This window comes from Nocardia sp. 2TAF39, assembly GCF_052114905.1.
Taxonomy (GTDB): Bacteria; Actinomycetota; Actinomycetes; order Mycobacteriales; family Mycobacteriaceae; genus Nocardia.
The window spans coordinates 65,241-79,735 of the sequence record NZ_JBFRFQ010000010.1; the positions used below are offsets into that span (position 1 = coordinate 65,241).

Below are 14,495 nucleotides of genomic sequence, written 5' to 3' on the forward strand. Positions count from 1 at the left end.
TGACGGCGCGCCTATTTTCGGCACCTGGAGAGGCGCACGGATTTCCGAATTCAGAAGATCTACGGCAGCGCCGACGAGATCATGAAGGAAACCATCGTTCATGGACTCTGACCGCACTCCGGAAGGCCGACGAGATGACAACAACAGCCCAGGATGGCGCCGCGCTCGCAGGCAAGGTCGTGGCCATCACGGGTGGGGCTCGCGGTATCGGCCGGGCCACCGCAGAGGCGTTCCTCGCCACCGGTGCGGCCGTCGCGATCGGTGACATCGATATCGAGCTGGTCGCCAAAACGGCGGCGGAAATCGGCGCCGATCCGGACGCGAAGGTGATCGGCCTGCCGCTGAACGTCACCGACCGCAACTCGTTCGCCACCTTCCTCGACGCGGTCGAGCATGAGCTCGGTCTGGTGGACGTGCTGGTGAACAACGCGGGCATCATGCCGACCGGGCTGTTCGCGGACGAGGACGAGGCGATGACCGATCGCGTCATCGACATCAACCTGCGCGGCGTCCTGACCGGTTCACGGCTGGCCACCACACGCTTCCTGGCGCGTGGCAGCGGACACCTCGTCAACATCGCGTCGCTGGCGGGCACCCAGGGCTTACCCGGCCTTGCGACCTACTCCGCGACCAAGCACGCGGTGGTGGGATTCACCTCGGCGCTGCATCTGGAGCTGAAAGAACACGGCGTGCAGGTGTCGGCGGTGCTGCCGGGCATCGTGCGCACCGAACTGTCCGCGGGCGCCAACATGCCGGGTTGGATCACGCCACTGACCACAGTGGACCCCGAGGACGTCGCACGGGCGATCGTCGGCACGGTGCTCCGGCCGCGTCCGCTGGTGACGGTGCCACGCAGGCTGACCGCGATCATCAAGTCCGCACAGCTGCTGCCCTACCGCGCCCAGCTCGCGGTGGCCCGATTCACCGGGGCGACAACGGCTTATGCGCAGCCAGATCCGGAGCTCAGGGAGAAGTACCACCGCAGACTGCGCGGCGAGTAGCGGCGCCGTCGCCGGACCCCTTCCCGGTCGAAATCCGCTGCGCCGTACTGTAGCCCGCGAGCGCAGGAAGGATCGCTGAGCAACGGACCGGCAAAACGCTCGAGCTCGTCTACGACCCGATCCAACCGACCGATGTCGCCTGCGCATTCGGTCACCTCCCGGCCTGGTGCGCCAGGTAAGAGTGGTAGAGGGAACGGCGAGCGCCTCAGCGAACGACCTGCGCTGCATGATGAGTCGAAGGCGTCGACCGACAGCGGGAGCGCACTGATATCGACGAGCGCGTTCAGGTGCTCGACGCTCACGCGCGTCAGATCGACCAGCGTGGTGCCCGCCCGCGGCCTCGAAGGCTTCACTGTCCGGGCAGCACCATCGCCCAGGCCGCGGACGTGCTCCACAGGCCACTGAACAGCATTTGAGACACTGGAAGACATGACTGCGGTAATCGAGGCCAAGCCCCAACTGCGGATCGGCCCCTACCCGGTCGATCCGCCGGTCGTGCTCGCCCCGATGGCCGGGATCACCAACGTCGCCTTCCGGCAGCTGTGCCGCGAGTTCGGCAGCCCCACCTCGATCTACGTCTGCGAGATGATCACCGCCCGCGCCATCGTCGAACGCAACGAGAAAACCTTGCACATGATGGCCTTCGGCCCGGACGAGAGCCCGCGTTCGATGCAGCTCTACGGCGTCGACCCGGCCACCCTCGGGGAAGCTGTGCGGATCATCGTCGGCGAGGGCTGGGCCGATCATATAGACCTCAACCTCGGCTGCCCGGTCCCCAAGGTCACTCGGCTCGGCGGCGGTGCCGCGCTGCCGTATAAGCGGACGCTGTTCCGCCGCATCGTGGCCGCCATGGTGAATGCCGCCGAACCGGCGGGCGTCCCGGTGACCGTGAAGTTCCGCATCGGCATCGACGACGAACACCGCACCTATCTGGACGCCGGCCGCATCGCGGAAGCCGAAGGTGTGCAAGCGGTTGCGCTCCACGCGCGCACGGCCGCGCAGCGGTACTCCGGTCAGGCGGACTGGACCGCGATCGCCCGGCTCAAGGATGCCGTCACCGCGATCCCCGTGCTGGGCAACGGCGACATCTTCGCCGCCGCCGACGCCGTCCGCATGATGGACGAGACCGGCTGCGACGGTGTGGTCGTCGGCCGCGGCTGCCTGGGCAGGCCGTGGCTGTTCGCCGAGCTCCAGGCCGCGCTGCGCGGCGAGCCGCTGCCCGACCCGCCCGACCTGGGCCGGGTCGGCAACGTGCTGTACCGGCACGGCGCGCTGCTCGCCGAACATCTCGGCGAAGACAAGGCCATGCGCGATCTGCGCAAGCACATGGCCTGGTATCTGATGGGCTTCCCGGTCGGCGCTGATCTGCGCCGCACGTTCGCCACCGTCTCCAGTCTCACCCAGCTGGAAGACCTTGTCGGGCAACTCGATCCGACCGCACCGTTCCCCAAGGACGCCGAAGGACCGCGCGGCCGTCAGGGCTCGCCGGGCAAGGTCGCGTTGCCGCACGGCTGGCTCGACGATCCGGACGATCCGGCGGTACCGCAGGCCGCCGATGTGATGCACAGCGGCGGCTGATCCCGCAACCCCGCAGCGAACTGGCATCGACACGACGACGCGATCTCTTCGATTTCGCACTCGGGTGGCCCGCCGTGGCGGAATCGTTATCATTGCGGGATCGGTGCTGCCGGTCGACTATGGCCCGAGGCGGAAAGCAAGACGAAAAGCGAGGTTCGTTGGTGGGTGACGATCGGCACGGGCGTTCGCCACGGCCCGGAGGTCGCGCCCCGTGGGAGCGCTATCCCGCGGCGGATTACCCCGAACGAGACGCCGAACAGGCGTCCCGGCGCTCACGACATACCGACGCCACCCAAGACCACAGTTCCGCGCCGCTCACGGTCCAGGACCTCGTCCAGCGGGTCGACAACGAGCGTGGCGGACGACGGGGCCGCCGGGGAGCCGCGCCACAGGATGCGGGCGCTCCACCGGGACGGGGCCACCGCACCGAGCCGACACCACAGGACGCCGGCCCGCCACCGGGACGGGGCCGCCGCACCGAGCCGGCGCCACGGCAGGCTGCTCCACGCGGGCCCGCCGAGCCCGGCACCCGCCGCCCACCGGAACCCGCCAATGGCCGCGGCGCCGCGGCAGGCCTGCGGCGCGCACCCGACGCGCCGGCGCCACGGCACACCGGCAGTTCGCCGGTGGTTCAGGACATCGCGGGCGAACACGCCACCCCGGCCTCGCGCGTCGCGAGCCGTCGTCCCGCCGAGCGCCCCGAGCCCGGCACCCGCCCCGAGCCGGAACAGGCCGAAGAAGTTACCGACGTTCTCCCCCCGCTCACCGAGCCGACACGTGCCAAACGCAAGAGCTCAGGCTGGCCGACGACGGAAACCAAGGCCGTCAAGCCGAAAGCGATCGGTGCGCCGTCGCAATCCCGCCTGGAAGCCGCCCGGCAACGCCGGACGGCGCGACTGCGGACCATGGGCCGAGCGGCGATGGCGGTGGTCTCCGTTCTCGTTCTGCTCGCCACGGGCGGCGGCTGGAGCTACCTGCGTTCCACCGCCAACGGCTTCACCCAGGTTTCCGCGCTCGATGACAACACCGAGGACGTCGTCGACTCGGGCGCGCAACTCGGCGACGAGAACTTCCTGCTCGTCGGTACCGACACCCGTGTGGGCGCCAACGGGCAGGTCGGCGCGGGGTCGACCGATGATGCCGAGGGCTCCCGGGCCGACACCGTCATGCTGGTGAATATCCCCAAGAACCGATCGCGGGTCGTGGTCGTCTCGTTCCCCCGTGACCTCGACGTCAGCAGGCCGCGGTGCAATGGCTGGGACAACGAGAAAATCAATTACACCAACGAGGTCTTCCCGGCGGCCATGGGCGACAAGCTCAACGCCGTCTACGCCCTCGGCGGCCCGAAATGCCTGTTCAACGTCATTTCCAAGATGACGGGGCTCAGCATCAACCACTTCATCAGCATCGACTTCGCCGGATTCGAGGCGATGGTCGACCAGGTCGGCGGCGTAGACGTGTGCGCCTCCAAGCCGATCATCGACGGGATCCTCGGCACGGTCCTGGAGAACTCCGGTATGCAGCACATCAGCGGCGAGACCGCGCTCAACTATGTGCGGGCCCGGCACGTCTATGGAGAGGAACGCAGCGACTACGACCGCATCAACCGGCAGCAGCGGTTCCTTGCCTCGCTGCTGCGTGGTGCGCTGTCCAGCAAAGTGTTGTTCGACCCCGGCAAGCTGCGCGGCTTCATCGACGCATTCACCAAGCACACGTGGGTGGACCAGGTCGACACGAATGACCTGCTGACGCTCGGACGATCATTGCAGAAGGTCGACGCGGGCGCGGTGACCTTCCTGACCATCCCGACCGCAGGCACGACCTCCTACGGCAATGAGATTCCACGCGAGTCCGACATCAAAGCCATCTTCCGAGCGGTCATCGACGACCAGCCGCTGCCCGGCGAGAAGAAGGTGACGCCCACCCCGGGGTCGAGCACGACAGCTCCACCCGCACCGCCGAAGCTGACCGCGGTCGATCCGAGCACGGTATCCCTGCTGGTCTCGAACGCCTCCGGCGTCGGAGGCGTGGCCAACAAGGCGTCGACGAAGCTGGGTAATCAGGGCTTTCAGATCTACAACACGGGCAACTACTCCAACGGCACCGCGACGGCGTCGAAGATCCGGTACGCGGCTGGACACGAAGCGGAGGCCGCGACAGTGGCCAGCGCGATTCCGGGCACGACGTTGGAGCAGGCCTCCGATCTCGGCGGCATCATCGAGGTCGTCTTGGGGACCGACTTCACCGGCACCGTAACGAGCCCGGTTCCGGTGGGCGATCCGATCACCAACGTGCCGGTCAGCTCGACCGCCAGCACGACGCCGGTCAACCTCCCCTCCGACTTGGAGCACGTCAACGCCGCCGAAGACATCTGCAAATAGGTCCAGTCCGCCGCCGCGGACTCTCGACACGCGGGCACACATAGCCCGGGTCACACATCACCGTGCGATGCGCATCACATATCGCCGGTCGGTTCGCCGCATAGATGCCAGAATCAGCATCTGGACCCGGTGTGTGTTACCGCACGCGGCAACGCACCGGCGAACAGGAGGCACCGGTCATTCATCCGTTGTTGGTGACTTGGTCAGCACCGGGAACTAGGGTCTGAATTCATGCGTGTCATCTACAACGAGCAAATGGCTGATCTCGCCCACGTGCTGGGCGAGATGGCCGGTCTGGCGGGGTCGGCCATGGACCGGGCTACCCAGTCGCTGCTCCAGGCCGACCTCACCCTGGCCGAGCAGGTGATCAGCGAACACGACCGGATCGCCGAGCTGATCCAGGACGCCGAGGAGAAGGCCTTCGCTCTGCTCGCGCTACAGGCGCCCGTGGCGGGTGATCTGCGGCAGGTGGTGAGCGCGATCCAGATCGTCGGCGACGTGAACCGCATGGGCGCGCTGGCGCTGCACGTGGCGAAGGTCACGCGCAGGCGGCACCCGAAACACGCGCTACCCGAGGCGGTCAACGGCTATTTCGCCGAGATGGGCCGCATCGCGGTGAACATGGGCGCCGGCGCCAAGGAGGTCCTCGAGACTCGCGATCCCGAGCGTGCCGCCCAGCTGAACGAGGACGACGAGGCGATGGACGACCTACACCGCCACCTCTTCACGCTGCTCATGGACCGGGACTGGAAATACGGCGTCGCCGCCGCCGTCGATATCACGCTGCTCGGCCGTTACTACGAGCGCTTCGCCGACCACGCCGTCGAAATCGGCCGCCGCGTCATCTTCCTGGTCACCGGAGTCCTCCCCCCGGATCCCGACACCGAGGTGTGAGAAGACCTCTTGCAACGTCCGCTATGACGGGCTCGTTTCCAGCGAGCCCGTCTGACGCAAAATCCGGTCGGCGGGTGCCCACTGGAGCCGCGATGTCTGTTACGCGGCCGACGACGAATGCCAACATCGGGCCCCCGCGGATTGGGCTGCTATTCGAGACACCGCGTCGGTACGAATAACAGGCAGCCTGCGCGTGTTGTAACACGAGAGTCCTGGGCGGTCGATACCGCCCAGGACTCTGTTGTTGTGACCAGAAATACTCGGCGGCCGAAATCAGCCGAAGCGGCCCGAGATGTAATCTTCCGTGGCCTTCTGGGAAGGGTTGGAGAAAATCTTTTCGGTGTCGTCGATCTCGATCAGCTTGCCCGGCTTGCCCTGCGCCTCGAGGTTGAAGAAGCCGGTCTGGTCACTCACGCGCGCGGCCTGCTGCATGTTATGGGTGACGATGACGATGGTGAATTCTTTCTTCAGCTCGGTGATCAGGTCCTCGATCGCCAGCGTGGAGATCGGGTCCAGTGCCGAGCAGGGCTCGTCCATCAGCAGCACGTCGGGCGACACTGCGATGGCACGCGCGATGCACAGACGCTGTTGCTGGCCGCCGGAGAGCCCGCCACCCGGCTTGTCCAGGCGGTCCTTCACCTCGTTCCACAGGTTGGCGCCCCGCAGCGAGCGCTCGGCGACCTCGTCGAGCTCCTTCTTGTTGCGCACGCCCTGCAGCTTGAGTCCGGCTACCACGTTGTCCTTGATGGACATGGTGGGGAAGGGGTTCGGCCGCTGGAACACCATGCCGATGGTGCGGCGCACGCCGACCGGGTCGACCTGCGACCCGTAGATGTCCTCGCCGTCCAGCAGAACCGCGCCCTCGACGCGGGCATTCGGAGTTACCTCGTGCATGCGGTTGAGCGAACGCAGCACAGTGGACTTCCCACAGCCGGACGGACCGATGAAGGCGGTCACGCTGCGCGGCAGCACGTTCAGCGACACCTCGGACACGGCGTGGAACTTGCCGTAGAAGATGTTCAGATCTTTGACGTCGATCCGCTTGGCCATTTCGGTAATCCGTTCCGCTTCTATCGGTTCCGTGTGAGCAGCCGGTTGAGAACCGCCGCCGCCAGGTACAGGAAGGCGATGATGAGAATGAGCGTCAATGCCGCGCCCCAGACGCGTTCCCGTCCTGCGGCTTCGGGATTGGCCAGCTCCTGGTAGATCAACAACGGCAGCGACGCCATATTGCCGTCGAAGATGTTCATGTTGATCGACTTGCTGTAGCCGACCAGCACCAGCACCGGAGCCGTTTCACCCATCACCCTGGCGATGGCCAGCAGAATGCCGCTGATCATGCCGGGCAAGGCGGTCGGAACCACGATCCGCAGAATCGTCTTCCACTTGGGAGTACCGAGGGCGTAGGACGCTTCGCGCAGTTCGTCGGGCACCAGTTTGAGCATTTCCTCGGTGCTTCGGACAACCACCGGCAGCATCAACAACACCAACGCGAGCGACACCGCCAAGGAACTCTGTGGGAAGCCGAACGTTGCGATCCACAGCGCGAAAATGAACAGCGCCGCGACGATGGACGGCACACCGGCCAGAATGTCGACCATGAACGTCGTGGTTTTGGCCAGCAGCCCTCGGCCGTATTCGACAAGATAGATCGCGGCCATGATGCCCAGCGGCACCGCAATGACCGTCGCGACCAGCGACTGCACGATTGTTCCGTAGATCGCGTGGTAGACACCGCCCGCGAACTGATTGGGCAGCACGCCCTTCATCGAGTTCTGCCACCAGTTCGCGCGGACTACCGCGTGGAAACCTTTGGTAACCACCATGATCAGCACCCAGCCCAGCGGCACCAGCGCGATACCGAACGACAGCCAGACCAGTCCCGTCGCGATGTTGTTGCGCACCCGGCGCGCAACGCTCACCTGCCGGAAGGCGGGGGCCTTGATCGGCCGGTCCAATGTCGGCGTAGTCATCACCCGTTCACCCTTCCGCCCGCGGCCAGTCGCGCCAGCGCGTTCACCACGAAGGTCAGCGCGAACAGCACGAAACCTGCCGCGATGTATGCGCCGGTCGGCAGCGGATCACTGAATTCCGCCGCGGCCGAGGCGATTTTGGACGCGAAGGTGTAACCGCCGTCGAATACGGACCAGTGTCCGGCCTGCGCGGCCGTCTTCAGCACGATCAGAACGGCGATCGTTTCACCGAGCGCTCGCCCGAGGCCGAGCATCGCTCCGGCGATCATGCCGCTTCGACCATACGGAAGCACGGTCATCCGGACGACTTCCCATTTCGTCGCGCCGAGCGCCTGCGCCGCCTCGATGTGCGAGCGCGGGGTGAGGTTGAAAACCTCACGGCTGACCGACGTGATGATCGGCAGGATCATCACGGCGAGGACGACGCCCGCCGTGAAGATCGTGCCACCGCTGGCCAGTGGAATATTGCCGTCCGAGAACAGGAACAGCCAGCCGAGCTTGTCGTTCAAGAAGTTCTGCGTAGGCTCCAGCTGGGGAGCGAGAACCAGAATCCCCCATAGACCGAACACGATCGAAGGAACCGCCGCGAGCAGATCTACGAGCACCGAAAACGGTCGCGCCAGCGTCTTCGGCGCGTAGTGCGTCAGGAACAATGCGATACCGACACCGATCGGTACGGCAAGCACCAGCGCGAAGATCGAACTGAGCACCGTCACCATCAACAGATCCCGGATACCGAACCGCAGGTGGTTGGCGTCCGAGGTGTTGAACTCGGTGCTGGTGAAGAAGTTCGCGTCGTTCGCCAATACCGAAGGAACCGCTCTGATCAACAGGAACAGCGCGATCAGGGCGATGGAGGCGACAATGATCGCCCCTGCCGTTGTCGCCAGCGAACGGAAGATGATCTCCGCACGCCGGCTGTGACGGCGACGGGCCGCGGTGGCCGGTTCGATGCTCGGCTTGTTCGGCATGAGCGCAGTATCTCCGCCCGGCCGCTGGTCGGTCGAGTCCGACGGTCCAGCGGCGGTAACTTCGTCGTGCACGGTCATGGGATTGCTATCAGGAGATGGCGTTGACGGCGGTGGTCAGCTTGGTCTTGAACTGCTCCGGGATCGGGATGTACCCGGCCTCGTCCAGACCTTGCTGACCGTTGCTGACCGCGGAGGTGAGGAATGCCTTCACCGCCTTGGCCGTAGCGGCGTCGCTGTACTTCGAGCACACGATCTCGTAGGTCGGCATCACGATCGGGTACGCACCCGCTACCGACGGCTTGTAGAACGAGGATGTGTCGATCACCAGATCGTTGCCCTGACCGGAGATCCGCGCCGACTCGATCGCCTTGCCCGCCGACTCGACACTCAGCGCCACCGGATCTTTGCTCGCCGACGTGACGATCCGCGCGATCGACAGGTTCTGCGCCTTGGCGAAGGACCACTCGTTGTAGGTGATCGCGTTCTTGGTGCTCTTCACCGCGGCCGAAGTGCCTTCGTTGCCCTTCGAGCCCGCGCCGACACCACCGGCGAATGCCTTGCCGGCGCCCTTGCCCCACGCCCCGTCCGAGGCGGCGTCCAGGTAGAGCTGGAAGTTATCCGTGGTGCCGGACTCGTCGCTGCGGAAGATTACGGCGATCGGCTCGGAGGGCAGCTTGGCGTTCGGGTTCAGCGCCTTGATCTCGGGGGCGTCCCAGGTGGTCACAGTGCCGTTGAAGATCTTGGCAGCGGTCGGGCCGTCCAGCACGAGGTCGGTCACGCCGTCGATGTTGTAGGTGATCGCGACCGGGCCGAACACGGTCGGGAGGTTCCACGCGGGCGACGCGCAGCGATCGGCGGCCTTCTTCGGCTCGTCCTTCTTCGAGCTCAGCGGCGAGTCGGAGCCACCGAAGTCGGTCTGGCCACCGAGGAACTCGCTCACACCGGCGCCGGAGCCGCTCGATGTGTAGTTGAGCGTCGCACCATCGCAGTTCTTCTCGTAGGCGGCGATGAACCGCTCCATCGCGTTCTTCTGCGCCGAGGAGCCACTGGCTTTGAGGGCCTCCTTGCCGCCACACGCGACGTCGACCTTGGCGACGTTGCTCGTGTCGGTCGCGGTGTTGTCGTCGCTGCCACAGGCGGCGAGCGTCATGGCACCGACGGCCAGCACACCCACAAGGGCGCTGCTGCGCTCGAGATTCACTATTCCTCCGGAATGGCGTCCAACTCGCCCGGTCCCTCACCGGCCCGGACGGGTCCTGTGGTGCTGTTCGCAGGGAACTTGCGCACCAGGCAGCAGTGTGCCGCCCTCCTTCAACCTAAAGTCACGTGGTTGACAGTTCGACCGACCTGAGTGAACAGAGAGTGAACAGCCCTGCGCGATTGCGGCCGCCGGGTGTGATGTTTGCCCTAGTTTTACTCGACGCCTACTGCGGTGCGCCCACTATTCACTCTCGGTCACCGCGTACACGACGTCGACGTGTGCCGGGGCGAATCCGAGGCGGGTGTAGGTCCGCACGGCGGCTGTGTTGTCGGCCTCGGTGTACAGCAACACCTCGGGAAGACCGCGGTCGCGCAAATGGCGCAGGCCGGCCAGCGTGAGCAGACGGCCGAGTCCGCGGCCCTGCGCCGCCGGGTCGATGCCGACCACGTAGACCTCACCGACCGGCGGGTTCTCCTCGTAATGCACCTTGGTCCAATGGAATCCGAGCAGACGCTCAGGATCGCTCGCGTCGGCGACGAAGAACAGTCCCTTCGGGTCGAACCAGGACGCCGCCCGGCGAACCTCGATGTCGTGTTCGGTCCATCCCCCTTGTTCAGGATGCCAATCGAAGGCGGCTTTGTTCACCCGCAGGACCTCCGCGTCGTCGGCGGGGCCGGCGTAGGTGCGCAGCACGATGCCGTCCGGCACAACCAGATCAGGTAGCTCTGATGTTGCCAGTGGCCGCCGCATCTGCCACAGTTCGCGCGCAGTTCGCAGACCGAGCCGGGCCGCCACCGCGGTGGCGGCCGGTCGATCGCCATGCGCCCAGACCCGCGCGCCGGGGCCGCCTTCCGCGAGCGCGGCCGAGACCAGTTCGGTTCCGATGCCGTGTCCGCGGGCGGGCGGGTCCACCACCACCTCTGCCATCGCCGGGTGTTCGCTGTGCGCTGGAACGAGATTGGTATAGCCGGTGAGCACACCATCGCGCAGAGCGAGCAGATGGCGCGCGCCCGTGGCCTCGGACGAGGTCAGCGAGAGCACCGCCTGTTCCGAGATAGGGGCGACACCATCGGCGGCGGCGGCTCGCTCGACGAGTTCACGAATCGCGCTCGCCGCGTTCGCATCCGGACGGTCGGTCCACTGTGTTGTCACGCCGCTCATCGGACTCCGCTCCTCACGCCATCGGACCCCGTTCGGAGGTCCGCTCCAGGCAACGTCATCGGTGCGGCCCGCATTTCCTCGTCGGCCGAACGGCACATGGTTGCCGCCGGGGACTACCGGAAATCACGCTGCGACCTGCCGCCTCACTGCAGGGAGCCGTTGACGGGGGCGAGTGGCGAGTCGTCGGTACCCTCGCTGTCGTCGTCCGGGAAGCTGACCGGCTCGCCCTTGACCGGCGCCCGAGACGGTCGCACAGCCTTGTACCCGACGTTGCGGACCGTGCCGATCAGGGACTCGTACTCGCTGCCGAGTTTGGCCCGCAGCCGCCGGACGTGCACGTCCACCGTGCGGGTGCCGCCGAAGAAGTCGTAGCCCCACACCTCTTGCAGCAACTGTGCGCGGGTGAACACCCGGCCCGCGTGCTGAGCGAGGTATTTCAGCAGCTCGAACTCCTTGTAGGTGAGATCGAGCGGGCGCCCACGCAGCCGCGCGGTGTAGGTGCCCTCGTCGATCACCAACTCGCCGAGGGTGATCTTGCCGGTGTTCTCCGGGCTCGCCGCGCCGCCGTTGCGCCCGACCAGCAGCCGCAGCCTGGCGTCCAGTTCGGCGGGCCCGGTGCCGGGCAGCAGGATGTCGTCGAGGCCCCAGTCCGCGTTCACCGCGACCAGGCCGCCCTCTGTGACCACCGCGACCACCGGCACAGCCGACCCGGTGCTGCCGAGCAGTCGGCACAGGCCGCGAGCCGCGGCCAGATCGGTACGTGCGTCCACCAAGGCGACATCCGCGGAGCCCGCCTCGAGCAGCGACGCCACTTCGGTGGGCACGGGACGTACGTTGTGCGCGAGCAACCCCAGCGACGGCAACACCGACTCGGGGTTGGGGTCGGAGGTAAGCAGGAGTAGCTCCACAGGCCCTCCTCCTCCCATCTCGTAGCTCCGCCGGCTCAGTGACTATGCCGCGTGCCCACGTCTCTGATCACAGGCAATCGGATGCAAGATTAGCGCGCTAGTGCGAATGACCACGCGTTCCGGGTCCCCTACCCGCTCCGGGCGACTCCCGGAAACTCCACAACACAACGACAGATATCGTGCGTACATGGGTAACTCACCGGGTACGGCCGAAACCCAGCCGGATACTCGACCGCCAGCCCGCGACGCGGCTCTCGCGGCACCCACCGCCGGCGAGAAACGCGGAGAGGCGGCCTAGCGCATGCGCAAGCTGATCATCGGCCTGCTGTGTCTGGCGGGACTTGCGGTCGTCGTCGACTTCGGCACCGCGGCCTATTCGGAGTACCGCGTCTCACGCGCGCTGCGCGACGGCGCCGATCTCACCGCCGACCCCGAGGTGACGATCCACGGCTTCCCATTCGTCGGCCAGGCCTGGGACAGCCGCTACGACAACGTCGAGATCCGGGCGCGGGCCAAGCGCCTGGACATTCCCGGCGAGATCGCACTGGAGGCGACGCTGACCGGCGTGCGGCTGCCGGTGGGCGAGCTGGTCGACGGCAGTCTGCGCGGAGTTCCGGTGGAGCGGGTGGACAGCAGGCTGCGGGTGGAGCCCACCGAACTCGGCAGGCTGTTCAATATCCCGGACCTGCAGGTGCACTCGCGCCCCGCGGACAAATCCGACGGGACGGGCGGGTCGGGCGGATCCGGCATGACCACCACGGGCGCGCTAGTGCTCACCGGCACCCTGCCCGAGACCCCCGGCGCTCAGTTCGGTGGCGAAAAGGTGAGCGTGCAGGCCGATCTGCTGCTCGACGGCGATCAGGTGAAGATCGTCGCGACGGGCTTCTATCGCGGCGCCCCCGGCACCGAGACCATGCCGGTCGCGCTGATCAGCGAGACCGATCGCCCCGCGGTGCTCGCCCGATTCACCCGTACCATCGATACGAAGGAGTTGCCGTTCGGTGTCCGGCCCACCAAAGTATCCGCCCAGGGCGGGCAGATCGTGGTGGAGGGCAAGGGCGTGAACGTCACGATCGACCTCGACCGATTGCAGCGACCATGATCAACATCGCAATTCTGGCAGCAGTGCTGCTCGCCGGGCTAGTTGTCGGCGTTTTGCTACGCCGTCGCGAGGGCAGGGTGCGCGCGGCGAACATCATCGAGATGTCCGACTCGGCGCGCGCCGAGTTGCTCGCGGACGTCGGCGTGACCGGTCCCGGTCCGGCGGTGCTGCATTTCTCCGCCGAATGGTGCGGACCATGCGCCGCTGTTCGCCGGGTGGTTGCTAATGTCACAGAGCAACTCGCCCGATCGCCACAGCCGCCGCTGCATATCGAAGTGGACGTCGATGCCGAACCGGCGCTGGCGCGGGAACTGAACGTGCTCTCCCTGCCCACCACGTTCGTCTTCGACAGCGAAGGGCGGGAGCGGTTCCGGATCTCCGGCGTGCCGAAGGCCACGGATCTGCACTCCGCCTTGGAGCCGCTCACCACGGCCGCCTGAGCTGCGATGACAAGCCCCCCTGACGGCTATGAGCAACCCCAGGTCCAATTCTCCCGCCGAATTGGGTAAACTGCTTTCGTGCTTTCCAACCACGAGCTGATGCTCACCCGACGCCGCACAGTGGATCTGTGTCGGCTCGGTGGTTGTTGCTGCCTGTGCCGCTGATCGGTCGGCTTCCCCAGATTTCCGGACGCTGACCTCTGTCTGCCGCGCGAGTGATCTCGTAGATCCCCCGGCGGACTGGCAACTTTCCAGTCATTCGACATTTTCAGCGCAGGAGTACGCACAATGTCCACCGAGACCAGTAACAATTCCCGAAATCTTGACACTGCCCGAAATCTTGCCGATGCCGCCGCGCAGGTCGATGTCCGCGGCCCCCGGTTCGCCGCCTGGGTCACCACCGTCGTCCTCGTTCTGGTCCTTCTCGCTGCCGCGTTGTCCCCGGCCGCCGGCGCGGTGCTGATCGCGCTGCAGACGGTCGTCTTCGCCGTCGGCGCCGCCTTCGGTCCACGCCGTCACCCGTACGGCCGGATCTACGCCACGTTCGTCGCGCCGCGTCTTGCTCCGACCAGCGAGACCGAACCCGTGGCTCCTCTGCGGTTCGCACAGCTGCTCGGCTTCGTCTTCGCGGCCGTCAGCCTGCTGGGCTTCGCGCTCGGCTCCACAATCGTCGGCGCGATATTCGCCGGCTTTGCCCTGTTCGCGGCGTTCCTCAACGCGGCGTTCGGGATCTGCCTGGGTTGCCAGATCTATCCGCTGGTTGCCCGCCTCCGCCGGACTGGTCCGGTTGGTGGTGTTCGCGAGCCCTCCGTGGCTACGCAAGCTGCCGCCTCCGAGCCTGACGCGCACACCGCCGGGTCCCCGGCATCGAACTGACCCTGCACG

General features: G+C 66.5%; 13 protein-coding genes. 7 read left to right on the forward strand and 6 right to left on the reverse strand.

From position 1 onward, the window contains the following. The first annotated feature begins 134 nt into the window (after positions 1-134). The 4 genes from AB4Z47_RS08315 to phoU all read left to right on the forward strand — a co-directional run bounded on the left by AB4Z47_RS08315 (position 135) and on the right by phoU (position 5,854). Complete coding sequence (locus tag AB4Z47_RS08315) at positions 135-1,001, forward strand: SDR family oxidoreductase (RefSeq protein ID WP_441949247.1); 867 nt, start codon at positions 135-137, stop codon at positions 999-1,001. Positions 1,002-1,430: 429 nt separating this feature from the next. Beyond that, positions 1,431-2,579 carry a tRNA dihydrouridine synthase DusB gene (gene dusB / locus AB4Z47_RS08320; protein WP_441949248.1) on the forward strand — a complete coding sequence of 383 codons (1,149 nt, stop codon included), beginning with the start codon at positions 1,431-1,433 and terminating at the stop codon, positions 2,577-2,579. A gap of 161 nt (positions 2,580-2,740) precedes the next feature. Beyond that, positions 2,741-4,960: an LCP family glycopolymer transferase gene (locus AB4Z47_RS08325; RefSeq protein ID WP_441949250.1), complete on the forward strand. Its 2,220-nt coding sequence runs from the start codon at positions 2,741-2,743 to the stop codon at positions 4,958-4,960. 231 nt (positions 4,961-5,191) lie between these two features. Then, on the forward strand, positions 5,192-5,854 hold the full coding sequence (gene phoU / locus AB4Z47_RS08330) for a phosphate signaling complex protein PhoU (RefSeq protein ID WP_441949252.1): 663 nt from the start codon (positions 5,192-5,194) through the stop codon (positions 5,852-5,854). Positions 5,855-6,127: 273 nt separating this feature from the next. On the opposite strand, the gene pstB is transcribed toward phoU, so the two are convergent. The 6 genes from pstB to AB4Z47_RS08360 all read right to left on the reverse strand — a co-directional run bounded on the left by pstB (position 6,128) and on the right by AB4Z47_RS08360 (position 12,068). After that, positions 6,128-6,904: a phosphate ABC transporter ATP-binding protein PstB gene (gene pstB / locus AB4Z47_RS08335; protein WP_406269850.1), complete on the reverse strand. Its 777-nt coding sequence runs from the start codon at positions 6,902-6,904 to the stop codon at positions 6,128-6,130. Positions 6,905-6,924: 20 nt separating this feature from the next. Next, positions 6,925-7,827, reverse strand: a complete 903-nt coding sequence (gene pstA / locus AB4Z47_RS08340) for a phosphate ABC transporter permease PstA (RefSeq protein ID WP_441949253.1) — start codon at positions 7,825-7,827, stop codon at positions 6,925-6,927. Beyond that, the gene (gene pstC / locus AB4Z47_RS08345) at positions 7,827-8,798 is read right to left on the reverse strand and encodes a phosphate ABC transporter permease subunit PstC (protein WP_441949395.1); all 972 of its coding nucleotides are present in this window, start codon (positions 8,796-8,798) and stop codon (positions 7,827-7,829) included. The genes pstA and pstC overlap by 1 nt, the downstream gene beginning before the upstream one ends. An 88-nt stretch (positions 8,799-8,886) precedes the next feature. Further along, positions 8,887-9,999, reverse strand: coding sequence for a phosphate ABC transporter substrate-binding protein PstS (gene pstS / locus AB4Z47_RS08350; RefSeq protein WP_441949255.1), 1,113 nt, complete (start codon positions 9,997-9,999; stop codon positions 8,887-8,889). Positions 10,000-10,239: 240 nt separating this feature from the next. Next, positions 10,240-11,160: a mycothiol synthase gene (gene mshD / locus AB4Z47_RS08355; protein WP_441949257.1), complete on the reverse strand. Its 921-nt coding sequence runs from the start codon at positions 11,158-11,160 to the stop codon at positions 10,240-10,242. Positions 11,161-11,303: 143 nt separating this feature from the next. After that, positions 11,304-12,068, reverse strand: a complete 765-nt coding sequence (locus AB4Z47_RS08360) for a winged helix-turn-helix transcriptional regulator (RefSeq protein ID WP_441949258.1) — start codon at positions 12,066-12,068, stop codon at positions 11,304-11,306. Between the two features lie 301 nt (positions 12,069-12,369). Here AB4Z47_RS08360 and AB4Z47_RS08365 point away from each other — a divergent pair, with 301 nt between their 5' ends. The 3 genes from AB4Z47_RS08365 to AB4Z47_RS08375 all read left to right on the forward strand — a co-directional run bounded on the left by AB4Z47_RS08365 (position 12,370) and on the right by AB4Z47_RS08375 (position 14,486). Continuing rightward, the gene (locus tag AB4Z47_RS08365; RefSeq protein WP_441949259.1) at positions 12,370-13,170 is read left to right on the forward strand and encodes an LmeA family phospholipid-binding protein; all 801 of its coding nucleotides are present in this window, start codon (positions 12,370-12,372) and stop codon (positions 13,168-13,170) included. Further along, the gene (locus AB4Z47_RS08370) at positions 13,167-13,610 is read left to right on the forward strand and encodes a thioredoxin family protein (protein WP_441949261.1); all 444 of its coding nucleotides are present in this window, start codon (positions 13,167-13,169) and stop codon (positions 13,608-13,610) included. Before AB4Z47_RS08365 ends, AB4Z47_RS08370 begins: the two co-directional genes overlap by 4 nt. A 288-nt stretch (positions 13,611-13,898) precedes the next feature. Then, the gene (locus AB4Z47_RS08375) at positions 13,899-14,486 is read left to right on the forward strand and encodes a DUF4395 domain-containing protein (protein WP_441949262.1); all 588 of its coding nucleotides are present in this window, start codon (positions 13,899-13,901) and stop codon (positions 14,484-14,486) included. Positions 14,487-14,495 lie beyond the last annotated feature (9 nt).